The sequence below is a fragment of the Burkholderia sp. Ac-20379 genome (genome assembly GCF_017104645.1).
Classification (GTDB): Bacteria; Pseudomonadota; Gammaproteobacteria; order Burkholderiales; family Burkholderiaceae; genus Burkholderia.
This window is the reverse complement of sequence record NZ_JAAGPF010000107.1, coordinates 1-21,890: the sequence shown is the minus strand read 5'-3', so window position 1 is coordinate 21,890 and position 21,890 is coordinate 1. Positions and strand designations below refer to the sequence as shown.

20 protein-coding genes and 1 pseudogene are annotated in these 21,890 nt (G+C 65.7%); 13 read left to right on the top strand and 8 right to left on the bottom strand.

Annotated elements, in window-relative coordinates:
- Together G3N92_RS35510 and G3N92_RS15945 are read right to left on the bottom strand one after the other, a co-directional pair.
- A pseudogene (locus G3N92_RS35510) lies at positions 1 to 118 on the bottom strand (amino acid ABC transporter permease); the annotation flags it as partial.
- A gap of 22 nt (positions 119 to 140) precedes the next feature.
- Positions 141 to 962 carry an ABC transporter substrate-binding protein gene (locus tag G3N92_RS15945; RefSeq protein ID WP_206128499.1) on the bottom strand — a complete coding sequence of 274 codons (822 nt, stop codon included), beginning with the start codon at positions 960 to 962 and terminating at the stop codon, positions 141 to 143.
- Positions 963 to 1,262: 300 nt separating this feature from the next.
- On the opposite strand from G3N92_RS15945, the gene G3N92_RS15940 reads away from it, so the two are divergent.
- The 6 genes from G3N92_RS15940 to G3N92_RS15915 all read left to right on the top strand — a co-directional run bounded on the left by G3N92_RS15940 (position 1,263) and on the right by G3N92_RS15915 (position 6,351).
- On the top strand, positions 1,263 to 2,630 hold the full coding sequence (locus G3N92_RS15940) for an LLM class flavin-dependent oxidoreductase (RefSeq protein WP_206128498.1): 1,368 nt from the start codon (positions 1,263 to 1,265) through the stop codon (positions 2,628 to 2,630).
- Positions 2,631 to 3,145: 515 nt separating this feature from the next.
- Positions 3,146 to 3,544, top strand: coding sequence for a hypothetical protein (locus G3N92_RS15935; RefSeq protein ID WP_206128497.1), 399 nt, complete (start codon positions 3,146 to 3,148; stop codon positions 3,542 to 3,544).
- 44 nt (positions 3,545 to 3,588) lie between these two features.
- Entirely contained in the window at positions 3,589 to 3,987 is a 399-nt protein-coding gene (locus tag G3N92_RS15930) for a hypothetical protein (RefSeq protein WP_206128496.1), read from the top strand.
- Positions 3,988 to 4,236: 249 nt separating this feature from the next.
- Entirely contained in the window at positions 4,237 to 4,758 is a 522-nt protein-coding gene (locus tag G3N92_RS15925) for a hypothetical protein (protein WP_206128495.1), read from the top strand.
- 55 nt (positions 4,759 to 4,813) lie between these two features.
- Positions 4,814 to 5,671 carry an ankyrin repeat domain-containing protein gene (locus G3N92_RS15920; RefSeq protein ID WP_206128501.1) on the top strand — a complete coding sequence of 286 codons (858 nt, stop codon included), beginning with the start codon at positions 4,814 to 4,816 and terminating at the stop codon, positions 5,669 to 5,671.
- A gap of 23 nt (positions 5,672 to 5,694) precedes the next feature.
- Entirely contained in the window at positions 5,695 to 6,351 is a 657-nt protein-coding gene (locus tag G3N92_RS15915) for a hypothetical protein (protein ID WP_206128494.1), read from the top strand.
- Here the strand turns inward: G3N92_RS15915 and G3N92_RS15910 are convergent.
- From G3N92_RS15910 to tssF, 6 genes are all read right to left on the bottom strand, one after another.
- Positions 6,320 to 7,012: a hypothetical protein gene (locus G3N92_RS15910; RefSeq protein WP_241014815.1), complete on the bottom strand. Its 693-nt coding sequence runs from the start codon at positions 7,010 to 7,012 to the stop codon at positions 6,320 to 6,322. The genes G3N92_RS15915 and G3N92_RS15910 overlap by 32 nt on opposite strands.
- Entirely contained in the window at positions 7,012 to 8,409 is a 1,398-nt protein-coding gene (locus tag G3N92_RS34970) for a PAAR domain-containing protein (RefSeq protein ID WP_241014814.1), read from the bottom strand. The genes G3N92_RS15910 and G3N92_RS34970 overlap by 1 nt, the downstream gene beginning before the upstream one ends.
- A complete protein-coding gene (locus G3N92_RS15900) occupies positions 8,409 to 9,248 on the bottom strand; it encodes a DcrB-related protein (RefSeq protein ID WP_206128493.1) in 840 nt (279 codons plus the stop codon). Before G3N92_RS15900 ends, G3N92_RS34970 begins: the two co-directional genes overlap by 1 nt.
- 67 nt (positions 9,249 to 9,315) lie before the next feature.
- Positions 9,316 to 9,996, bottom strand: coding sequence for an ankyrin repeat domain-containing protein (locus G3N92_RS15895; RefSeq protein ID WP_241014813.1), 681 nt, complete (start codon positions 9,994 to 9,996; stop codon positions 9,316 to 9,318).
- A gap of 95 nt (positions 9,997 to 10,091) precedes the next feature.
- Positions 10,092 to 13,070: a type VI secretion system Vgr family protein gene (locus G3N92_RS15890; RefSeq protein WP_206128491.1), complete on the bottom strand. Its 2,979-nt coding sequence runs from the start codon at positions 13,068 to 13,070 to the stop codon at positions 10,092 to 10,094.
- 282 nt (positions 13,071 to 13,352) lie between these two features.
- Complete coding sequence (gene tssF, locus G3N92_RS15885) at positions 13,353 to 15,563, bottom strand: type VI secretion system baseplate subunit TssF (protein WP_206128490.1); 2,211 nt, start codon at positions 15,561 to 15,563, stop codon at positions 13,353 to 13,355.
- Here tssF and G3N92_RS15880 point away from each other — a divergent pair.
- From G3N92_RS15880 to G3N92_RS15850, 7 genes are all read left to right on the top strand, one after another.
- Positions 15,462 to 16,232: a GntR family transcriptional regulator gene (locus G3N92_RS15880; protein ID WP_206128489.1), complete on the top strand. Its 771-nt coding sequence runs from the start codon at positions 15,462 to 15,464 to the stop codon at positions 16,230 to 16,232. The genes tssF and G3N92_RS15880 overlap by 102 nt on opposite strands.
- Positions 16,229 to 17,986, top strand: a complete 1,758-nt coding sequence (locus G3N92_RS15875; protein ID WP_206128488.1) for a fumarate reductase/succinate dehydrogenase flavoprotein subunit — start codon at positions 16,229 to 16,231, stop codon at positions 17,984 to 17,986. The genes G3N92_RS15880 and G3N92_RS15875 overlap by 4 nt, the downstream gene beginning before the upstream one ends.
- 12 nt (positions 17,987 to 17,998) lie before the next feature.
- Positions 17,999 to 18,244 carry a ferredoxin family protein gene (locus G3N92_RS15870; RefSeq protein WP_206128487.1) on the top strand — a complete coding sequence of 82 codons (246 nt, stop codon included), beginning with the start codon at positions 17,999 to 18,001 and terminating at the stop codon, positions 18,242 to 18,244.
- Between the two features lie 49 nt (positions 18,245 to 18,293).
- Positions 18,294 to 19,727 carry an ABC transporter substrate-binding protein gene (locus G3N92_RS15865; RefSeq protein WP_206128486.1) on the top strand — a complete coding sequence of 478 codons (1,434 nt, stop codon included), beginning with the start codon at positions 18,294 to 18,296 and terminating at the stop codon, positions 19,725 to 19,727.
- A gap of 49 nt (positions 19,728 to 19,776) precedes the next feature.
- A complete protein-coding gene (locus G3N92_RS15860) occupies positions 19,777 to 20,631 on the top strand; it encodes an ABC transporter permease (protein WP_206128485.1) in 855 nt (284 codons plus the stop codon).
- Positions 20,628 to 21,449, top strand: coding sequence for an ABC transporter ATP-binding protein (locus G3N92_RS15855; RefSeq protein WP_206128484.1), 822 nt, complete (start codon positions 20,628 to 20,630; stop codon positions 21,447 to 21,449). Before G3N92_RS15860 ends, G3N92_RS15855 begins: the two co-directional genes overlap by 4 nt.
- Before the next feature lie 56 nt (positions 21,450 to 21,505).
- A partial coding sequence (locus G3N92_RS15850) for a HEAT repeat domain-containing protein (protein WP_206128483.1) occupies positions 21,506 to 21,890 on the top strand: 385 nt, incomplete at its 3' end.

Here is a 21,890-nt window from a genome sequence, read left to right as displayed (position 1 = left end):
GCGCCAGTCCCGCGCCCGCGAGCGTGGCCGCCACGGCCGCGCTCAGCGCGAGGCCGACGGTCACGCCGAAGCCCTGCCAGAGCCACAGCAGGTATTTCGGCGCCAGGAAGCTGTCGATCATCGTCTCGAACCGCTGGCGATCAGGTCTTGTCGCCGATCTTGAACGTGCGCGTGAGCGGCGTCTTGGTGGTCGGGCCGAACCAGCGGTTGTAGATCGTGGTCGCCTGGCCGTCCGCCTCCAGGCCCTTCAGCGTGTCGTTGACGAACGACAGCAGGCGCGGCTCGCCCTTCGGCACACCCACGCCCATGTAGTCGTTGGTGATCGTGAACGGCGGGATTTCGTACTTCTGCTTGTCCGGCACGTTGGCCAGCAGGCCGACCAGCTTCGGGCCGTCCTGCGTGATCGCCTGCACGTTGCCGGCGCGCAGCGCGGCGAACGCGAACGGCGTGTCGTCGTAGGCCACCACGGTCGCCTTCGGGAACTGCTCGCGCACGGCGATCTCGTTGGTGGTGCCCTTGTCGGCGCCGATCCGCAGGCCGTTGATCTGATCCTTCGAGGTCAGCACGCCCTTCTTCGCCAGAAACTGCTGGCCCGACGAGAAATACGGAATGCTGAAATCGACCTGCTTGGCGCGTTCGTCGGTGATCGTGAAGTTGGCGAGCACCAGATCGACCTTGTGCGAGGTCAGGAACGGGATGCGGTTGGCCGGGTTGGTCGATTGCAGTTCGAGCTTCACGCCGAGCTTGTCGGCCAGCGCCTTCGCGTAATCGACATCGAGGCCGACCGTCTTGTTGCTGGTCGCATCGACATAGCCGAACGGCGGATTGCTGTCGAAGGTCGCGACGCGCAGCACGCCGGCCTTCTTGATGTCGTCGAGGCGATCGGCGTGCGCGAGCGCCGGAAACAGGGCGGTGAGGCTGGTCAGGCTGACGAGCGTGGCGGCGAGCAGAGTCTTTTTCATTGGCGGTTCCGTGTGCGGTGGTCGAACCGGGCCGCGGCCGCTGCGTACGCGCCGATCGTGTCGATGCGGGCAGGCGATCCGGCGACCCGGTGGGGCGCAAAAGTAGCATTGCACCGCGCTGGTGCGAACCGATCAATTCGGCTGATCAAAGCAGCAAAAACGATAAGGCCGGGCCGGCCGGCGCCGTGCGCCCGGTTCGAAGCAAACCCGAATTGCTTGGTTGGGCGGGCTGGCCCGCCATGCGACGCTAACCGGTTTCGACCACCCGCACGCGGCCCGCGCCGCCGCCCCGCTCCGACGATGACTGGCAAGCCGATCCGCCTGAACGCGTTCAACATGAACTGCGTCGGCCACATCAATCACGGCCTCTGGACGCACCCGCGCGACCGCTCGGCCGACTACAACACGCTCGCCTACTGGACCGATCTCGCCAAACTGCTCGAACGCGGGCTGTTCGACGGGCTGTTCATCGCCGACATCGTCGGCGTGTACGACGTGTACGGCGGCTCCACCGATCTGACGCTGCGCGAATCGATCCAGTTGCCCGTCAACGACCCGATGATGCTGGTGTCGGCGATGGCCGCCGCCACGCAGCACCTCGGCTTCGGCGTCACCGTGAATCTCACGTACGAGGCGCCCTACCTGCTCGCGCGCCGCTTCTCGACGCTCGATCACCTGACGCAGGGCCGCATCGGCTGGAACGTCGTGACCGGCTACCTCGACAGCGCCGCGCGCGCGATGGGCCTGGCCGGCCAGATCGAGCACGACGAGCGCTACGACCGCGCCGACGAATATCTCGAAGTGGCCTACAAGCTGTGGGAAGGCAGTTGGGAGCCGGGCGCGGTGCGGCGCGACCGCGCGGCGCGCGTGTTCGCCGATCCGGCGAAGGTGCATCGCATCCGCCACCAGGGCCGCTATTACGACGTGGACGGTTATCACCTCGCCGAGCCGTCGCCGCAGCGCACGCCGGTGCTGTTCCAGGCCGGCTCGTCGGGGCGCGGGCAGCAGTTCGCGGTGCGCCACGCCGAATGCGTGTTCGTGTCGAGCGGCAGCCGCGACGGCACGCGCGCGCTGGTCGCGGCGCTGCGCCGTCAGGCCGCCGAGGCCGGGCGCGATCCGGCCAGCCTGAAGATCTTCATGGGCGTGACGGTGATCGTCGGCCGCACCGAGGCCGAGGCGCGCGAGAAATACGCCGAATACGCGCGCTACGCCAGCCCCGAGGCCGGCCTCGCGCACTTCTCGGCCGGCGCCGGCATCGACTACGCGGGGCTCGGCCTCGACGACGAACTGGCCGCCAACGGCAGCCCGAAGCCGCGCGGCATCGAATCGTCGGTGCAGCGCGTGACCGACGGCCGCCAGGGCTTCACGGTGCGCGACCTGCTCGGCCAGATGGCGCTCGGCGGGCGCTACGCGACGATCGTCGGCGATCCGGCGCAGGTGGCCGACGCGCTGACGGGCTGGATCGACGATACCGACATCGACGGCTTCAACCTCGCGCGCACGGTCACGCCGGAAAGCTACGAGGATTTCATCGCGCTGGTGATTCCGGAATTGCAGGCGCGCGGGCGGTACAAGACGGCGTACGAGGCGGGGACGTTGCGCGAGAAGCTGTTCGGCGGCGGGCCGACGTTGCCGGAGACGCATGCGGGGGCGGCTTATCGGCGGTAGGTGGGGCAGCGGATCGATGACCGCAGGCGGGCTCGCCGGCCATCTCGATACCGTGCAGCGCGCCGCGCAACTCGCCCGGACGGGCTTCTCGCCGCTGCAGCGCCCGCTCTCCGCGATAGTCGATTCGATCGGCCAGGTGGCTGGTGGCACCGCGACGCTCACGCGGATGATCAGCTCAACCAGGGCGGCCGTTTCTGCGTCGGCAAGATCACCTATCGCGACTTCAGCCATCAAACGCCGTCGTCGCCGCGGATGACGGACGACGTCGAATCGGCGCGCAAATGGAGGCAGTGAGATGTCTCCGCGAAAATGGTGCAGGAGGATTTCGCCATTCCGATTTCGGCCGCCAACGAAGGCGGGCTCGCGAACCTCACGTACAACTTCAATCGATTATCGAAAATTCAAGCAGCCTGACCGATTTCAAGCAGAATATCCGGCCATGGGCGGAACATTGGATCACGGGTGGCTACGATAGATTGCCGTCCGGATTCCGTCAATGAAGGAGAGTCAGCACCATGGCGCTACGCGATTATTCGGAAGACGACGATTTTTTCGACCAGGGCTTCGCACAGGAAGGCGTGGTTTCCGTCTGGCTCAGCACGCATGATTTCAAGGACAGCGACCCGAGGATCGACACCTTGCAGGATCTCTGCGGGGTCGGCTATTACCGGCTCGACGAGCAAGACAATAATCATTGCGACTTTCAGTTGACCAGCGCCGCCGCGCTGCTGGCCGACCTCTCGTTTTCTGCTTCGTACGGCGATGCCGTCATTGCGGCCGCGGCACAAAAAGGGATTACGCAAGCCTATGGCGTGACCGTTCAGCATAACTTCGCTTACGACCCGGCTCGCGTCACACGCCCCATCGCCCGCGATCCCGTTTTCATCGGCGTATTCTCGTATTCCGTCGACTGATATCCCGCGTTGCAAGCGGAATTTTATTTAGGTGGAATGTGAAAATGGCACTGCGCGATGACTCCGACGATGAGGATTTCTTTGGCCAGGGCTTCGCACAAGAGGGCATGGTCTCGGTCTGGCTTTTCGTCGAGGCCGTGCGCGACGTGGCTCCCCGCACCGACACGCTGCAGGATCTCTGCGGGGTCGGCTATTACCGGCTCAGCGACCAGGAAAGCTTCTATTACGATCATCGGCTCGTCGACGTTGCCGCCATGCTGCCCGAGGCATCGTATGCCGCGACGTTCAGCGATGCCGCCATTGCCGCTGCCCAGGCGAAAGGCATCACGCAGGCCTACGGCTTCATCGTTCAATACGAGTTCGCCTACGATCCCGCGAAGGTGACGCGCCCCATCGCGGACAATCCGGTGTTTATCGGTGCATTCGCGTTTTCGGACGATTGAAGCGGCCTTCGTCCGTCGGTAGCAGCCGGCACCGAGGAACGCCGCGCTGTTCGGTGCAGCCGCAGACGTCGGTGCGCGCTGTTCTCCGTTCACGACCGACTGGTACTTCGACAAGGCCGCGCCGACGCCGATCGCCGGCCTGGGCGCCGGATGCCTCGCGTGGCGGCTCGCTCACGTCGTGCTGCTCGCGGGCAGCCTGCACGCACGTCGGCAAGCATCGAATTCGAACGTCCGAACAGGAGTTATGGAATGGTCAATCAATTTTTAATCGATATCGACACGGAAATATCCAAACCGGGCTTTTTTGATTTTTTGTCTGGCCTGGATACAGACGCAGCGCTTGACAAGAGAAACGTCGATCCATTCGACGACCTCTGGATGCGAGCGTTCAACGATGTTGATGGCGTGGCCATTTCGGTCGATGAAAAGAAATTTCTCGATTCCGTGTGGCTGGGCATCCGGCCCACTCACGGTGTCGATCCACGCACCGATACGCTGCAGGATCTTTGTGGCGTGGGCTATTACGAATTGAGCGATCAGGAGCGCAACTTTCTCGACAACCGATTGACCGATGTGGGCCAACTGCTGGCTCCGCTGTCGTACGCATCGACATTCAGCGATGCCGTCATCGCGGCAGCCGCCGCAAGAAACATCACCGAAGCCTATGGCGTCGTCGTTCAATACGATTTCGCGTACGATCCCGAGCAGGTCGTTCGCCCCATTGCCGAGAGTCCGGTTTTCATCGGCGTGTTCGAGTTCTCGGACGAGTAACGCGCACTTCATGCTTCGGCCACCGCCGATCAGTCAATCCGAATTTATCCAGCCGATGCGATATGTCCATGTCATGCTGACCGGTGTCGTTACCGCGCTGATCACTGCCGCGATACCGCTCGGGTGGCCTGCCCAAGCCCAAGCCACCGGCTTCACGCGCCATGCGCCGAACGGCTTCTTCACCGGGCCGCAGCTCGCGCTGGCGCAGGCCATTCGCGACGGCGATCTTGGGCGCGTGCGGCAGCTCGCGCCGAAAACGGACCTGAATACGCCCGGTGCGAAGCACACCACCCTGCTCGCATTTGCCGTTCAGGAGATCGTCCCGGTCAAAAACGAGGCGAGCAGCCCGCGTTACCGGATCGTCTCGGCACTGCTCGCGCACGGCGCCGATCCCAAGGCACGGCTCGACAATGGCCAATCCATCGCCGAAATCGCGCTACGCGCCGATACGCCGAATCTCTTGCGCGTGCTGCTCGACGGCGGGCTCGACCCGAACTGGCGCTACAACGGCGACACGCCGATGATCTTCGAGGTGGCGGAAAACCGTTTTCTACCGCAACTCGCGCTGCTGCTCGAACACCAGGCCGACGTCAACGCGCGCGATTCGCTTGGCAAGACGGCGCTGTTCCAGGCCACCCTGCTCCAGCAATGGGACACGGTGGATTACCTGCTCGCGCACGGCGCCGATCCGACGCTCGCCAGCGAACTCGGTGTCACCTATGGCTGGGTACTCCAGAACGAATTGCAGCACCACATCGCGCCCGGCTCGCCGGCCAGCGTGCGCATCGAGCAGATCCGCCGCAAGATCGTCGCCGACGGCGCGCCGTGGCCGCCGCTCGATCCCGCGACACAGCGCGCGGCGATGCGTGCGCGCGGCGAGAAGGTCGTGACGCCGGCGGGCCAGGCACAATGAGCGCGCTCGACATGCGGGATTGAGTGATTGCCGGCGAGCGGAACGATGGCTGGCCGCCGATCGTCGGCCAGCTCTTCACAACGATAGCGACGCAGCCCGAGAAACGCCCCATGAATCCGACACGCGCGACAGAAGCACTGGATTTGCCGTTTCGTCCCGCCTTCCTCAGGGGATTGCAACAGGCGCTGCCCTCGGTGCGGATCGTCCACGATCTCGAGCTCGCGAACGCGTTGGCGTTCAGCCAGCACGTGCGGCCCGGCTATCGAATCTGGCAGGACGTCAGCGAGAACTGGCGCGGCGCATTGCGCGGCCATCCGCGCTTCGACGAGGCCCGGCAATTCGCGAGCGCGCACCTGGCACGTCACGCGGCTGCGCGCTCGAACGATGTCGTCGCATACCGCAAGAAGCGCGTGCGCAAGCAGGCCAGCGCCTGGGACGATTTCGTCTTTTCCGATGCGGGCGAGGATGCCCTTCACGTCATCACGAGCGTCGCGATCAACCGCTATCTGGACGACTACGCGGCCGATCCGTTCTTCGACACCGTGTTCGACATCTGCCGGCTCGGCGGCTGGCCGTGCGGGATGACGGCCGACGGCGCCTGCGTGGCGTTCGATCCGGCAACGCTCGCGCAGGCCGCCATGCCGGACGCTACTGGATCGACGCGCCCGTTCGCTGATTGAAGGCGACGCGCATCGCGTCGGGCGTCATCATCTCCATCCGGGCCAGCTCGGCCAGCACGGCGCCCAGAATGGCATCCACACCCGGATCGACAGCCCGCATTTGCGCCAGCAGATCCGGGCCGAATGCGAAATCTTCGTTGCGGCCGGTTTCGCCGGTTTGACGACGCATCCGGTACAGCACGCCGACCCAGTAACGAATCCGGTCGATCGCGGACCACGCGGCATATTGCGCGGGGAACGACGCCTTCTTGATTGCCGACCGGATCACCGCCGCGGGCTCCTGCATGGTCGGCATGTAGACGATCTGTTGACTCGTGGCGATCGTCGCCGACGTGACCGGATCGAGCGCCACGTAGGTTTCGTAGCGCACGTCCGTCTCCGGCTCCAGCATATTGCCGATGCGCACTTTCACGCCGTCCTCTGGCAGGACAATCTCGCGCTCCGCCGGGAAGGCCGACTCGCGCTCCCGGCGCGTCAGCGGACGCGAGAGCTGTCGCGAGAATTCGAGTTCGCGTTGATTGTCCAGTTTCGAATCCAAATACCACACGATGATGGTTTTCGTGTCCGGGTTGTCGTATGCCTTGAGGAACACGGCCTCGGGGATGACGGCGGATACCATGGCGGGCAAGGCCGAATAGGCCAATTTATCCCGTGTCAACATCAGAATTGCTCCAAAATTATCCGTCCCGTTAATTTATCGGTGCCCAGAACCCTGAATTTTACACCGGGGGGTATCAGCGTCTCCGACGAGTAGGCCGGCTTGCCGATCAGGCCGTGGAAGTGCACACCGAAGGCGAGATCCGAAATATCCTTCGCCGCAGTGGTATGAATCAGCATATTGCGATCGCCCACATACGCATCGGCCTCGGACGGCCCCGTGGACCAGAAATTCGATTCGACTATCTGGCCCTTCGTATATTTCGCATCGAAATTCGCGAGCGCATCGGGCTCGCCGAGCCGCCACCCGCGATATTGAAGCGTCGCGGACGACGGCATCTTGTCGAGCCCGGACTTGATCAGCGACGTCAGCCCCTGCGATTCGGGCGTATCGCCCGTCAGCAGCGTCTCGTTCAGATCGCGATAGAACAGCTTCGTCGTGTATCCGAACAGCGCGTGCCCTTCGTCCGGCGTCAAGCCGTGCGTGTCGATCGCCTTGCTGATCAGATCCTGGTACGTTGCACCTTGATCGTTCATCTGTTTATAGAATCCCTCGATTTCCGCCGGAGATTTGCCTGTGAATTTGGAGACCGCACTGAGGTAATCCGGCGCCGCGGCGAGCTCGCCCGGATTGATCGCGGGCGTCTCGACAACCGGCGGCACTTCGGGAACGACCCGCGCACCGAGCCCGGCGGCCTTGGTGCCCGCGAAGCCGCCGAGCAGGCTGCCGCCGAGCATCGACCACTTCTGCCCGTCGGAACCCTCGCCGAAAAACTTCCCGCCCAGCCACGATCCGGCCAGACCGCCGGCAAAACCGCCCACCGTGCCCAACACGGCAACCGCCGGGCCGGCCAGGATGACGGCGGCGGCGAACCCCACGCCCAGCATCGTCCAGTTCACCCAGCCCGGAATCTCGGGGCTGATATCGTCCGTCGTCGCGGTGGCGCCGCCGATGAACACGTTCGGCGAACCGTCGTTGATGATCGCGCTGCACGTGAGCTTATCTTCTTTACGGCTGGCCGGCTGATTGTTGATGAAAACGGTCGACGAGCCTTGCGCCACGATCTGCGGCGATCCCGAATGGTCGCTGCACAGCCCCTGGCTGAGGTGGGCCCGCATCGCCGCGCGGCTGTTGACGAATACGTTGGGAGAACCCGATATCAGGCTGCCTGTCACATGCCGTGGCGCCCACGACATGGTTCCGAGCACTTCGCCGATCCCGCCGCCCGCCGCCGCGCCCGCCGCCACCGCGGCCACCGCGAACAGCGCCGTGCCGCCCGTCAGCGCGACCACCGCGGCGCCGAGCAGCGCGCCGCCGATCAGCCCCGCGATCATCCAGCCCTTCGAGGCGGTGTGCGCGACCGGGTCGCCCAGCCGGGCCGCGGCGAGCAAGCTATCCATCAGTCCACCACCGGGGTCGTGGGCGCGGGCCCGAGGCCGTTGCCGAGATGCGCGCGCACCGCGTCCACATCGCTCAACACGCCGCCGCCCACCACGAATCGCACCTCGTCGAGCCGGGCGAGCAGCGGCCCGTGAACGGCGGGATCCACGGTCCACAGTGCGTACACGTCGCCATTCCGATGCCGCCAGCCGGCGTCCGCGCCCGGGTCGATCTTCAGGGCGAGCGGCGCGCCTTGACGATCGAAGAACGCGACGTCCGACGCGAGCACCTCCGCGATGTCGTGCCGGAACAGTTCCTGCACGCCGTGCACGACGCGCAGCGAACCGTCGGAGCTGCGCAGGACGAAGACGATCGCCGCCCCCGACGCGTCGAGCCGGCTCGCTGCGAACGATGCGCTCGCCGCCTTCAGCGTCACGCTCTCGAGCATGGCCTTGTACTGCGCGTTGCGCGTATCGGAGAACTGTTTCGGGCAGGTGCCGATGAAACTGATCGCGCGCGGCAGCGCCGCGCCGGCGCCATGCGCCACGACGATGGTCTGCCGCTGATGGAGCGGCGTGCCTTCGGACACCCACACGTATTCGACTTCGCGCGCGGTTTCGCCGTCGATCTCGCGAACCTGGATGTTTTTCAGCTCGAAGCGCGGCAGCGTTTTCCGCATTTGCGCGACGAGGCGCTGCACGAAAATATCGACCGTGTCGCCCGCCTCCATCTCGGCCCGCGTGACGACGAAGGTAAATTTGCTGGCCGGATCGTTGCCCGTCGAAAACAAGTGCATCGTGCCGTCGGCGAACTCCTTGGGGAGTTCGAACGCGGCGTCGTTCATCTGATAGGTCGGCATGAGTCGATTGATCCGGAACGGGAGGTACGGTGCCGTCGGCAACAGTTATCGGGCGTGATCGGGGCGATCAATGCGATGCCGCGCCGACACGCCGCTGGATCGCCTCGATACGCGCGAGTTGCGGCGAGCCCTGAGGCGTCTGGGTTCGCTCGTTGGCCACCACCTTGGCGTACGTGAGCCCGTTGTCGTTCTTGACCGCGGGATCGGCGCCATGCGCCAGCAGGTAATCGACCACGTCCCACTGCCGCAGCCGCGTCGCGTCGAAGATCGCCGTCTCGTGCAGCGAGTTGTGGATATTGACGTCGGCCTTGCTGTCGACCAGCACCTTCAGTTGCGCCAGCAATTTGTCTTCCGCCGTGGCGAACAGCAACGGCGTGTCGCCGTCGTAGCGCAGGTCAGGACTCATGCCGCCGTCGATCAGCGCTTTCAGGAAATTCGGCGTATCGGCGCGGGCGGCCAGATACGCGACGTTGCCGTTCTCGCCGAACGTCTGCGCCGGTTTCGCGCCGTCGCGCACCAGTTCGCTGATGATCTTGAGCCGGTCGCTTTGCGCGTCCGTCTTGGCGGGCACCGCCTCCTGGAACGCGAAGGCAAGCAGCGTCATGTTCTTCTCGCCCGGCGCGCCGAGGTCGGCGCCCGATGCCAGCGCCTTCACGCGCGCCAGATCGCCGTCGTGGATCGCCTGTGCAAGCTTCAGTTGCGCGCCGGCGAAGAAATCCTCCGGGGGGTAGCGTTTGAATCCAGCCATGTTGATTCCTTGTGCCTGAGTGGGCCACCAGATGGGCGCGGACACGCAGATCGCGGCAGCGACCGCGCCGATCGCCACTAGTTTTTTATGTCGCATCAATGCGTTCCGAGCGATGACAGGAGCGACGACTGCTGATCGGCAACCGTCGAATTCATTCCACCGAGAACATCGCCCATCTTGTGCCGGTTGAACGTGAAGATACTGCTTCCGGGTATGTTGATCTGCTGCCCCACCGCCTTGGGCATGACGGCGGCCGTCGCGTCGCTGATCGGGCCGAGCGTGCCTTCCTGCATGCCGGTCAGGATATCGCCGTCGACGCGATAGTTGGTGATGGCGGACGCTTGCGGCGCGGCGCCGTACAGCGGCAGCGTGGCGGGATTCAGCCCCGCCGCGTTGAAGGTGGTGGCCATGGAGCCGCTCGCCTCCGAGGCGGCCGACGCCATCCCGCCGCCCAGCGAATGGCCCGTCAGGTCGATGCCGCCGGCATTGCCGGAGCCCTGAATGGCCTTGCCGATCTTGACGGCACGCGCGTAATACGGCGAATCGGATCCGGATCCCTGCGCGATATTGTTCGCCATGTCCTCGCTGGTCGGCCCGAGATGTTCGGTGCCCTTGAACGCCACCGCCGGTTTCATGCTGTCGCCGAACACGGCCGGATCGGGCGCATACGCCTGCGCGCCGAAGTTGCTGTTCGGGATTTTCAAATCGCCCGGCGTGAGGCCGAATTTCTTCAATGCCTCGGGATCGTTGCTGATGTTTTTCCAGCCAGGCGGCGCCGTGCCCGGCGCATACACGGCCTCGGCCAGTTTGGCCATCTGCTGCGCCTTGACCGTAGCCTGCAACTGCTGGGCGGCCGCGCGCACTTTCGGATCCGCGCTGGCCAGGCCCGCCGCGATGATGGCTTGCTGTTGCGCCCACTGGATCGCCAGCGCCTGCTCCGGCGTGACGAACAGCCCCTGATTCAAGTGAATGACGGGGCCGTCGAGAAAAATACCGCTCTGGTTGATCAGGATGCTCGACGCGCCGTGCGAGAGCTTGATGCTGTCGGGCTTCATGGTCACCACGCTCGTGCCGACGCGGTGTTCGATCTGGTCGGTGGCCTGATGGCTCTGGGTGCCCGGGCCGGCGTCGCTGGCGATCGCCTGGGTGTCGAACGTGGTGGCCGTGCTCGAGCGCGCCTTCGCGATGGTTTCGGACAGGCTGCCCTTCGCGACGCTCTTGGTTTCGTCGCCGGCCAGCACCGAGATTTTCCGGAACCCGGATTCGATCGTGCGCGTTTCGTTATCCTTGATAACCGTGTTCATGTCCTTCTGCGCATGCACGAACACTTCCTGGGCGCCATTGACGTCGGAGAACCTCAGCTCGTTGAAACCCGCGCCCTTGTGCGTCTGGCTGCGAATGCCCATCGTCTGGCCATTGCTGCCGTGGTACGGGTTGCCGGATTCGCCGTTGAACACGCGCCCGACCACGACCGGATTGTCCGGATCGCCGTCGTTGTAGGCCACGATGACTTCCTGGCCGATGCGAGGGATGGCCGAGCCGCCCCAGCCCTTGCCGGCCCACGGCTGCGACACGCGGATCCACATGGAATCGGCGCCGTCGAACTTGCCGCGCCGATCCCACAGAAAGTGCAGCTTCACGCGGCTGCCGTCCGTGTAGATCTCTTCGCCCTCGGGCCCCACCACCATGGCGGCCTGGGTGCCTTGCATGAACGGCTTCTCGGTGCGCCGCTCCGGCCGGAACGGCACGTCGAACGGCAGGCAGGTGAAGGTGTTGCGGTAGGGCATCTCCGCATCGTGGCGTGTGTAGTCGTTGACCGCCTGGTGCCGCACGTGAAGGATGACGAAATCCTTGTTGTTGTAGGCGGACACCGGGTGATTCGTCAGCGTGAAGCGGCCGGTGGTCGTCATGCCCCAGGCGAAACCCGTGCCGTTGAAGCGATGCGCCTGCGCCTCCTCGGCTTCCATCGCGTAACGCGCATAGCGCTGGCCGTCGTCGCCGTGGTCGTACAGCGATTGATATTCGTAACGCTCGGTGTTGCCGACGTTCGGATTCTTCAAGGCAACGCTGGGCGCCTCGACGTGCATCAATTTCGACGAAGGCTTGTTGTAATTGAAGTCGCGAAGCGTGACCTTTCCGACGCGGAAGCTGAAGGCCTCGTTCCAGTTGTCGATGCCGTTGCGCTCGCTCGCCGCGCTGTCGGCGTAATACGGAATGGTCTTGAGGTTCGGGATCGGACGGAACACCGAATTGGTGTCGCCCACCACCAGCACGTGCTTGTCCTTTTCGAACCGGAACGACCACAGCAGGCCCTCCTGCTCCATCAACCGGGCGCAGAAGTTGTAATAGGACTCCTTGTACATCACGATGTATTCAAGTTTGGGCCGCTTGACCTTCACATTGAATTCGAAATCCTTGAAACCGAACTCTTCGAAAATATCGGTCAGGATTTCCACCGCGGTCTTGCCCTGGAAAATCCGGCAATCGGTCGAACGCGTGAGAAACCACAGCCACGGCACCACGCTCATTTCATAGCGAGTTACGGTGCCTGAATTACCGACCCGGCCGAATGAGGCGACGAAACCATGGAAATAGCGGGCGCCATCGTCGCTGGAACTCGACGTAAACGGCAGCACGGCGTTCGTGCTTTGCGGCGACAGCGCAAGACGCACATTCAATCCGACCAGTTTCTCGGGATTGATATTGTTCTGATGCGAAAGGAGATCGACGTGAATCTCGGGAAGCTGATTGACGTATTCGTCGATCACGACGGCGCTGACCAGCAGCGCATCGGGCCCCAATGGCGTCTCGAGCGTGACGAAGCGATTCTGCTGGGTCAGGCGCGGCTGCGCACCGGTTACCGCGTTGATCGAGTCGGCAATGCTCGACGGCGTCTTGCCCAGCAAGGCTGCGCCGGTTTGCGCCAACTGCACCGCCCGCGCGGCGCCACCGATCAGGCCGGCGCCCGGCATGCCCGTCAGCGAGCTCAATTGCCCGGCCAATCCCACGACCGAACCCAGGTCGCCGATAGCGCCCCCCGCCCCGCCACCGTTTCCCAATGATGCGAAACTCATAGTCAACCCCGTCGCCTGACACGGATAACGCCACGTTTTATATACGTCCACACCCGGTTAATCTTGCGAAAATCCGGACGCGCAAATATATCAAAAAGCTAACAGCACAACAATGAAGTTACCCCTCTGAAATCGTTATCCATGGAAAATCAGTAAATTCAACCGAGTAAATTCAAAATCGGTAATTTTTGGAAATGATCGATATATCCGGGAATTCCGTCATTAACCGGCCGGCTCGATCCGGCAGCGCGGAGCCGGGTCGCGCGCGGTATCAGCGCGGTATCAAACGAGCCACTGCGCCCCTTGTCGCGGCGCACAACGTTTCAATTCGGCGCCGGTTTGCTTCGACAGCAGCACGAACTGAACGAAGCCGTTCGTGCTGACGTAGTCGGCGAAAAATCGATCCATCACCTCGGCGAACAGGCTCACGCTGCTGCCGATGAACGCCGGCTCGTCCACCGTCAGCCTCACTTCGAGCCCGCGAACCAGGGCCGGGCACGGCGGCCGGCCGATCCACAGCCGGCGCGCGCGATGTTCGAGCGCGACGAGCCCGTCGGCTTGCGCGGCCGACGCCGCAGACAGGCCGGCATGATGCCGAAACAGCCGCTTCAGCTCGGCCAGGCCGTGCCGATCGAGTTGCGCCGGGCGCCGCACCAGGCAGGTCAGGATCCGCCACAGCGCGCCGTCCTGCATCGACGGCGGCAGGCTCCGGGACGGCTGGCGCAGCAGCACGATCGGGCAATGGAGATCGTCCTCGCGCAACTCCAGATCGCCTTGCGCATTGCCGAACGGCATCGCGCTCGGGAGATCCCGATTGGTGCAGGTGAGATCGAGCGCGAGTTCGCCGCCCCCCGCGGTGGCCACGGCGCCCGTCAGGTCGGCCAGCGCGATCGCGGTTGCGTGCTCGCCCGTGCCGGGTGCCCGCGAGGCGTCGCGAGTCGTCAGCCAGTACAGGCGCGAGGCCGCGCCGTCGTGGCCGTGGAACAGCGAGCGCAGCGGCGTGATGTCCTGCTCCGCGTGCGTGCCGTGTCGCGTGAGCCGGACGGCGTCGATCGACAGGACAGCGGTATTCGCGATCTCGGGCGCCTGCGGCACGACCGGGTAGGACGATGCCTCGTCGGCGGTTTCGATCGGGCTGGCTTCGCAGTCGAAGACATTGACCACCGGCGTGCAGAACAGCTTGAAGTGATCGGCCGACAGCATCTCCATGCGCTGAGCCGCGCTGGCATCCTGCGGCCCATTGGCGATCGCCAGATGCAAGGTGATGCGGCCGCTCGATCCCGCGATCCGTTTCAGCGCGGCGAAATCGATATCGACGAAGTCGAATTTCTCGGGAAACGCGAAATACTCCATCAGCAAACGCGAGGTCGCGACGAAATCCTCCTGCCGGCCAAGCATCGATTCCTGCGCATCGAATCCAACGGGCGAAACGGGAATTCGCGGAAGGCGCACCCAATGCCCCGAACCGTCGACTTCGGCAAACGCGGCGGTGGCATGCAGCAGCAAGGCGTCCGCCAGCGTGGCGACCACTTCCCGCAATCCGTCGAGATAGAGCCGAACCCGGCCGGGCACGCGCGTGAAATCGGCCCGATCGCCCGCCGCCGCGAACGTGATCGACAGCACCCCGGCCGTCCGGGCCGGCAATGGCACGCTCGCCGGCGCGGAAACTGCGATCGCATACCGGGCATCCTGGAGCTCGAGCGGCAACAGCGTCACGTCGTACACCGAACGAAACCGGAATCCATTGCCGTGGGCGACGAACGGCGAGCCGCGTTCGATCGTCCTGGGCTCGGTCAACTGGCCGAACAGGCCGCTTGCATCGAACCGGGCGATGGAGCATGAGGGAAACGGCTGGAGATAGCGCGGATAGAGCGTCTCCAGCATTGCTTCGGTGAACTCGGGAAAATCGTCCTCGATGCGCATATCGAGCCGTGCGGCCAGCAGCGCGAACGACTGAATCATGTGTTCGACGTGCGGATCGCCGGAATTTTCCCCGGAAATCGATAGACGTGCGGCGATCTTGGGATACCTCGCCGCAAATGCCTGGAACGCACGCCGCGCCTGCGCGAGTTCCCTCTCATAATGCGAAAGCAATTCTTCCATGGGACTCGATTGCCTTTCGTATCGCCGCAGCGCGCCGAACCCATTGTGACGGCAGCACACCGCGCGTAATAATCGGAAATATTTTGGTTCGCAGTGTAGCAAAGATTGATTGCGGCACCGGCCATTCCGATTCCGCCCCGGCCACCGCCTCGCGCGACGCCGCCACAACACCGCTTCCTCCGCCTCGGCGCCACCCCCGCCAAACCCGAAATTCTTAGCAGAATTGATTGGTTTGGCCGCATCGGCACGATCACTACACTCGTCATGTCTTGTCATGACAAGTTGATCATGCCGAATTCCAATATCGTCCCGCTGTCCCCGCAGCCGCTTTACGAACAGATCAAGGACGCGCTGCGCGCGCGGATCCTCGACGGCACCTATGCGCCGCACGCGCGCATGCCGTCGGAACACGACCTCTGCGCGCTGTTCGGCGTGAGCCGCATCACCGTGCGGCAGGCGCTCGGCGATTTGCAGAAGGAGGGCCTGGTGTTCCGCATCCACGGCAAGGGCACCTTCGTCGCCAAGCCGAAGGCATTCCAGAACGTGGCGTCGCTGCAAGGCTTCGCCGAGGCGATGTCGTCGATGGGCTACGAGATCCTGAACCAGTTGCGCAGCCTGCGCACCGTCAAGGCCGATCGCCACGTGGCGGCCAAACTTCAGTTGCCCGAAGGATCGGACGTCACCGAGATCCGCCGCGTGCGGCTGCTGAACCGCGAGCCGGTGTCGCTCGAAATCACCTGGGTGCCGGAAGCGCTCGGCAAACGCCTGGCCAACACCGATCTGACCACCCGCGACATCTTCCTGATCCTCGAAAACGACTGCGGCGTGCCGCTCGGCCACGCCGACCTGTCGATCGACGCGATCCTCGCCGACGACGAGATCGTCGAGGCGCTGCGCGTGGAAGACGGCAGCCCGGTGCTGCGCATCGAGCGCCTGACGCACGACGAGGCCGGCCAGCCGGTCGATTACGAATACCTGTATTTCCGCGGCGACGCCTTCCAGTACCGGCTGCGCGTCGACCGTCAAAAACCGCGCGCCCACCGGAGGAACCCGCGATGAATACCCAAGTGCTCGACTACGATCTGGTCGTGGTCGGCGGCGGCACGGCCGGCCCGATGGCCGCGATCAAGGCGAAGGAACGCAATCCCGCGCTGAAGGTGCTGCTGCTCGAAAAGGCCAACGTGAAGCGCAGCGGCGCGATCTCGATGGGGATGGACGGCCTGAACAACGCCGTGATCCCCGGCCACGCCACGCCCGAGCAATACACGCGCGAAATCACGGTGGCCAACGACGGCATCGTCGACCAATCCGCCGTGTACGCCTACGCCAAGCACAGCTTCGCGACCATCGAGCAGCTCGACCGCTGGGGCGTGAAGTTCGAGAAGGACGGCAACGGCGAATACGCGGTCAAGAAGGTGCACCACATGGGCGCCTACGTGCTGCCGATGCCGGAAGGCCACGACATCAAGAAGATCCTGTACCGCCAGCTCAAGCGCGCGCGCATCGCGATCACCAACCGGATCGTCGCCACGCGCGTGCTGACCGACGCGCAGGGGCGCGCCGCCGGCGTGCTCGGCTTCGACTGCCGCACGGCGCAATTCCACGTGATCCGCGCCAAGGCCGTGATCCTGTGCTGCGGCGCGGCCGGCCGGCTCGGCCTGCCCTCGTCCGGCTATCTGATGGGCACCTACGAGAACCCGACCAACGCCGGCGACGGTTACGCGATGGCCTATCACGCCGGCGCGGCGCTCGCGAACCTCGAATGCTTCCAGATCAACCCGCTGATCAAGGATTACAACGGCCCGGCCTGCGCCTACGTGACCGGCCCGCTCGGCGGCTTCACCGCGAACGGCAACGGCGAACGCTTCATCGAGTGCGACTACTGGAGCGGCCAGATGATGTGGGAGTTCTACCAGGAGCTGCAAGGCGGGCGCGGCCCGGTGTTCCTGAAGCTCGACCACCTGGCCGAGGAAACCATCCGCACCATCGAGGAGATCCTGCACACCAACGAGCGGCCGAGCCGCGGCCGCTTCCACGCCGGGCGCGGCACCGATTACCGGCAGCAGATGGTGGAGATGCACATCTCCGAAATCGGCTTCTGCAGCGGCCACAGCGCCTCGGGCGTGTATGTGGACGAGCACGGCCTGACCACCGTGCCGGGGCTCTACGCGGCGGGCGACATGGCGGCCGTGCCGCACAACTACATGCTCGGCGCGTTCACCTACGGCTGGTTCGCGGGCCAGCACGCGGCCGACGACATCGCGGGCCGCGACCTGTCGCCGGTCGACGAGCAGCAGGTGGCCGCCGAGCGCGCGCGCGTGCTGGCGCCGCTCGAACGCGAGCACGGCCTCGCGCCGTCGCAGGTGGAATACAAGCTGCGCCGCATGGTCAACGATTACCTGCAGCCGCCGAAGGTCACGCGCAAGATGGAAATCGGGCTGCAGCGCTTCGGCGAGATCGGCGAGGACATCGGTGCGATCCGCGCGGCCAACCCGCACGAGCTGATGCGCGCGGCCGAGGTGAGCATGATCCGCGATTGCGCCGAGATGGCCGCGCGCGCCTCGCTGTTCCGCACCGAGAGCCGCTGGGGCCTCTATCACCATCGCGTCGATTTCCCCGAGCGCAACGACCGCGACTGGTTCTGCCACACGCATCTGCGCAAGGATGCGACAGGCCGCATGACCAGCGAGAAGCGCGAGATCGAACCGTATTGCGTGCCGGTGTCCGACGCCGAACTGGGCGCCTATTCGCGGCTGCGCGTGCGCGAGCAGCCCGGCGCAACCCAAGCGGCCGACACCGCCGCCGCACTCTGAGGAACCCGAATCATGCCGACCACCCCACACGACATTCTCCAGCGCAGCAGCGCGCCCGTGACGATCGACGAATCGCTGTGCATCGCCGAGAAGGGCTGCACCGTCTGCGTCGACGTCTGCCCGCTCGATCTGCTCGCGATCGACACCTCGAAGGGCAAGGCCTACATGCAGTTCGACGAATGCTGGTATTGCATGCCCTGCGAACGCGACTGCCCCACCGGCGCGGTCACGGTCGCGATTCCGTACCTGTTGCGCTGACGCCCGGCACGCCGCCGCTCTCCACCCCCACGCTCGAACGAACAACGATATGCTCTCCTCACGATTTCTGCGCCGCCTGGCGGCGCCGGCCCTGCTCGCCGCGGCCGCCGCGGCGCACGCCGACACCATCCGCATCGCGATCGGCACGCAGGACACCACCATCAACTGCGCGGCCGGCGGCCTGCTGATCCGCGAGCTGCACCTGCTCGACAAATACCTGCCGCACACCGGCAAGTACGCCAACACCAAGTACGACATCGAGTGGAAGGACTTCACGTCCGGCGCGCCGATCACCAACGAGATGGTGGCCGGCAAGCTCGATTTCGGCGTGATGGCCGATTTCCCCGGCGCGCTGAACGGCGCGGCGTTCCGCAAGGCGGGCAAGCGCAGCGAGTTCATCACGGTGCTGTCGGGCAGCGTGGACGGCAGCGGCAACGGCATCGTGGTGCCGAACGATTCGCCGGTGCACGGCATCGCCGATCTGAAGGGCAAGACGATCTCGGTGCCGTTCGCGTCCACGGCGCACGGCATGCTGCTGCGCGCGATCCGTGCGCAGGGCTGGAACCCCGACACCGACGTCAACATCATCACGCAGGCGCCCGAAGTGGCCGGCAGCGCGCTGAAGGCCGGCAAGATCGCCGCGCACGCCGATTTCGTGCCGTATGCGGACCTGTTCCCGTATCGCGGCATCGCCCGCAAGATCTACGACGGCTCGCAGGCGCACGCGCCCACCTTCCACGGCACGCTGGTCGATGCCGATTACGCGGCGCGCTACCCCGAAGTGGTGGTGGCCTACCTGCGCGCGGCGATCGAGGCCAACCAGCGGCTCGACCGCGAACCGGAGAAAACCGCGCTGCTGATCGAGAAGGTGACCGGCATCGAGGCGCCCGTCGATTACCTGTACCTCGGCCCGCTCGGCCTGCAAACGCGCGACCTGAGCTGGAAGCCCGCCTACCGGCAGGCCGTGGCCACCGCGATCGACACGCTCAAGCTGCTCAAGAAGAGCGACACCGAGCCCGATCCGGCCACGTTCGTCGACGATCGCTATATCCGCGAGGCGTTCAAGCAATCGGGCCTCGACTACGCCGCCGCGCTGAAGAACGCCGCGCCCACCCCGCTCGCCGCCAACGACGCGAAAACCGGCAAGCCGCTCGGCAACGCACGCGACCTCGCCCAGCTGTGGCCGGCCGGCGACGCGCCGATCCGCAACTACGCGCAGCCGGCCGACGCGTTCGCCGAGGCACGCCGCATCGAGCAAGGCGGCGGCAAGCTGCGCGCGCTGTTCGTGCGCGATCACGACAGCGGCCTGAAGCTGTTCGCGAATCAGGCCTGGTACGTGAAGGGCGCGCAGGGCGAAATCGCCGCGTTCCTGTTGAAATCGGACGCCGAAACCTATGCGCAGCGCGCCGCCGGCACGGTGGCCGATTACGCGGCCGTCTCGGGGCTGGCGGCTCCGGCCATCGCCACCACCGCCGCGCGCTGAGCGCCCCGCGGTTCACCCCGTTCCGCCTTTCCTCCGAGGAGGGGCCCGCATGGCCGCCGCCTTCGATGTTCCGGACCCGGCCCGCCCCGGGCCGCGGCCCGCCGCTCAGGCGCCCGGCCGCCGCGCGGCGTGGCGCCGCCGCGCGATCCGCACCGCCTCGCTCGCGGCCTGCATCGCGCTCTGGCAGGCGGCCGTGCACTTTCGCGTGTCGCTCGGGCTGATCACGTTCGCCAATGTGCCGTCGCCGGCCGACGTGCTGCCCGCGTTGTGGACGCTGCTGCAATCGCCGAAGCTGCCGATGCACCTGGCCGCCAGCCTGACGCGCGTGCTGGCCGGCTTCGGCGCGGCGGCCGTGACGGGCGTGGGCCTCGGCCTGCTGATCGGCCGCTACCGGCTGCTGGAGGACGTGCTGCTGACGCCGCTCGAGGTGCTGCGGCCGATTCCGGCCGTGGCCTGGATTCCGCTCGCGATCCTGATGTTTCCGTCGTCGGAACTGAGCATGATGTTCATAACGTTCATCGGCGCGCTATTTCCGATCCTGCTGAACACCGTGCACGGCGTGGAGGCGCTCGACCGGCGGCTGGTGGCCACCGCGCGCGGGCTCGGCGCGCGCTCGTTCGCGCTGTATCTCGAAGTGGTGCTGCCCGGCGCCGCGCCGGCGATCTTCACCGGCCTGTCGATCGGCATGGGCACCGCGTGGTTCTGCCTCGTGACGGCCGAGATGATCGCCGGGCAGTACGGCATCGGCTACTTCACGTGGGAGTCCTACACGCTGCAAAACTATGCCGACATCGTGGTGGGGATGGGGCTGATCGGCGTGCTCGGCATGGGCAGCAGCCTGCTCGTCAAGCGGCTCGGCACGCTGCTCACGCCGTGGTACCGCCAGCGCGGAGGCCTGCGATGAACGCCGCGCTGCCCGTTTCCGCCGCGGCCGATACCGTGTCGCACGACGCCGCGCCCGCCGCCGGCCGCATCGACGTGCGCGGCCTGACCGTCGAGGTCGGCCCGCCGCAGGCGCGCGTGGCCGCCATCGATGCGCTCGATCTGACGATTGCACCCGGCGAATTCGTCTGCGTGCTCGGGCCGTCGGGCTGCGGGAAATCCACGCTGCTCGGCGCGATCGCGGGCCACGTGCGCGGCGCGCACGGCGCGGTGGAGGTGGACGGCGCGCGCGTCGCGGCGCCCTCGCCCGAACGCGGCCTGGTGTTCCAGCAGCACACGCTGTTTCCGTGGAAACGCGTGCTCGACAACGTCGCGTTCGGCCCGAAGATGCGCGGCGTATCGGCCGATGCGCGCCGCCGCGACGCGGCCGAGATGCTGGCGCTGGTGGGCCTGGACGGCTACCAGGCGCATTACCCGGCCGAGCTGTCGGGCGGCATGCAGCAGCGCGTCGAGATCGCGCGCGTACTGATGAACCGGCCGCACGTGCTGCTGATGGACGAGCCGTTCGGCGCGCTCGACGCGCAGACGCGCCGCATGATGCAGGCGCTGCTGCTCGACGTCTGGGCCCAGGTGCGCACCACCGTGGTGTTCGTCACGCACGACATCGACGAAGCGCTGTTCCTCGGCGGCCGGATCGTGATGCTGTCGGCGCGGCCGGCGCGCATCGTCGCCGACCTGCCGGTGCCGCTCGCCCGCCCGCGCAGCGACGACAGCACCACCGATCCCGTGTTCGTCGACCTGAAACGCCGCTGCCTGGCCTTGCTGCGCGAGGCGGCCTGACGCCCGCGCCGCACGATTCGCCTTCCCTTTTCCGATCCGTCCCGAGAGACCGATAGATGACCGCCCTTTCCCCGCCCGCCGCGCCGCCCGCACTGCCCGAGTTGCCGGCGCTGCTAGACCTCGCGGCCGTCGATCCCGACGCGCTGCCGCTGCTCGCACGCCTGACCGATGCCGACGCCGCCGTGCGCCGCATCGCCACGTTCGAGCTTGCCGATCTGGAGGACCCCGAACTGGTGCCGGTGTTCGTCGCCACGCTGGGCGCCGATCCGGCCGCCGAGGTGCGCCGCGAGGCCGCGCTTGCGCTGGCCGCCTGGGAGCAGCACGACGCCGTGGACGCGCTGTGCGCCGCGCTGCTCGATGCCGACGAAGCCGTGCGCGAGGCCGCCGCGCAAAGCCTGTCCGAGCTGAAGGAGCCGGCCTCGGGCGCCACGCTGCGCCGCT

What these genes read in the sequence shown, in the direction of transcription:
- G3N92_RS15875 (WP_206128488.1), top strand. Translation starts at nt 16,229, where the DNA reads ATGAATACCCAAGTGCTCGACTACGATCTGGTCGTGGTCGGCGGCGGC.
- G3N92_RS15870 (WP_206128487.1), top strand. Translation starts at nt 17,999, where the DNA reads ATGCCGACCACCCCACACGACATTCTCCAGCGCAGCAGCGCGCCCGTG.
- G3N92_RS15855 (WP_206128484.1), top strand. Translation starts at nt 20,628, where the DNA reads ATGAACGCCGCGCTGCCCGTTTCCGCCGCGGCCGATACCGTGTCGCAC.
- G3N92_RS15865 (WP_206128486.1), top strand. Translation starts at nt 18,294, where the DNA reads ATGCTCTCCTCACGATTTCTGCGCCGCCTGGCGGCGCCGGCCCTGCTC.
- G3N92_RS15925 (WP_206128495.1), top strand. Translation starts at nt 4,237, where the DNA reads ATGGTCAATCAATTTTTAATCGATATCGACACGGAAATATCCAAACCG.
- G3N92_RS15900 (WP_206128493.1), bottom strand. Translation starts at nt 9,248, where the DNA reads ATGCCGACCTATCAGATGAACGACGCCGCGTTCGAACTCCCCAAGGAG.
- G3N92_RS34970 (WP_241014814.1), bottom strand. Translation starts at nt 8,409, where the DNA reads ATGGATAGCTTGCTCGCCGCGGCCCGGCTGGGCGACCCGGTCGCGCAC.
- G3N92_RS15895 (WP_241014813.1), bottom strand. Translation starts at nt 9,996, where the DNA reads ATGGCTGGATTCAAACGCTACCCCCCGGAGGATTTCTTCGCCGGCGCG.
- G3N92_RS15945 (WP_206128499.1), bottom strand. Translation starts at nt 962, where the DNA reads ATGAAAAAGACTCTGCTCGCCGCCACGCTCGTCAGCCTGACCAGCCTC.
- G3N92_RS15940 (WP_206128498.1), top strand. Translation starts at nt 1,263, where the DNA reads ATGACTGGCAAGCCGATCCGCCTGAACGCGTTCAACATGAACTGCGTC.
- G3N92_RS15880 (WP_206128489.1), top strand. Translation starts at nt 15,462, where the DNA reads ATGCCGAATTCCAATATCGTCCCGCTGTCCCCGCAGCCGCTTTACGAA.
- G3N92_RS15890 (WP_206128491.1), bottom strand. Translation starts at nt 13,070, where the DNA reads ATGAGTTTCGCATCATTGGGAAACGGTGGCGGGGCGGGGGGCGCTATC.
- G3N92_RS15930 (WP_206128496.1), top strand. Translation starts at nt 3,589, where the DNA reads ATGGCACTGCGCGATGACTCCGACGATGAGGATTTCTTTGGCCAGGGC.
- G3N92_RS15920 (WP_206128501.1), top strand. Translation starts at nt 4,814, where the DNA reads ATGCGATATGTCCATGTCATGCTGACCGGTGTCGTTACCGCGCTGATC.
- G3N92_RS15860 (WP_206128485.1), top strand. Translation starts at nt 19,777, where the DNA reads ATGGCCGCCGCCTTCGATGTTCCGGACCCGGCCCGCCCCGGGCCGCGG.
- G3N92_RS15935 (WP_206128497.1), top strand. Translation starts at nt 3,146, where the DNA reads ATGGCGCTACGCGATTATTCGGAAGACGACGATTTTTTCGACCAGGGC.
- G3N92_RS15910 (WP_241014815.1), bottom strand. Translation starts at nt 7,012, where the DNA reads ATGTTGACACGGGATAAATTGGCCTATTCGGCCTTGCCCGCCATGGTA.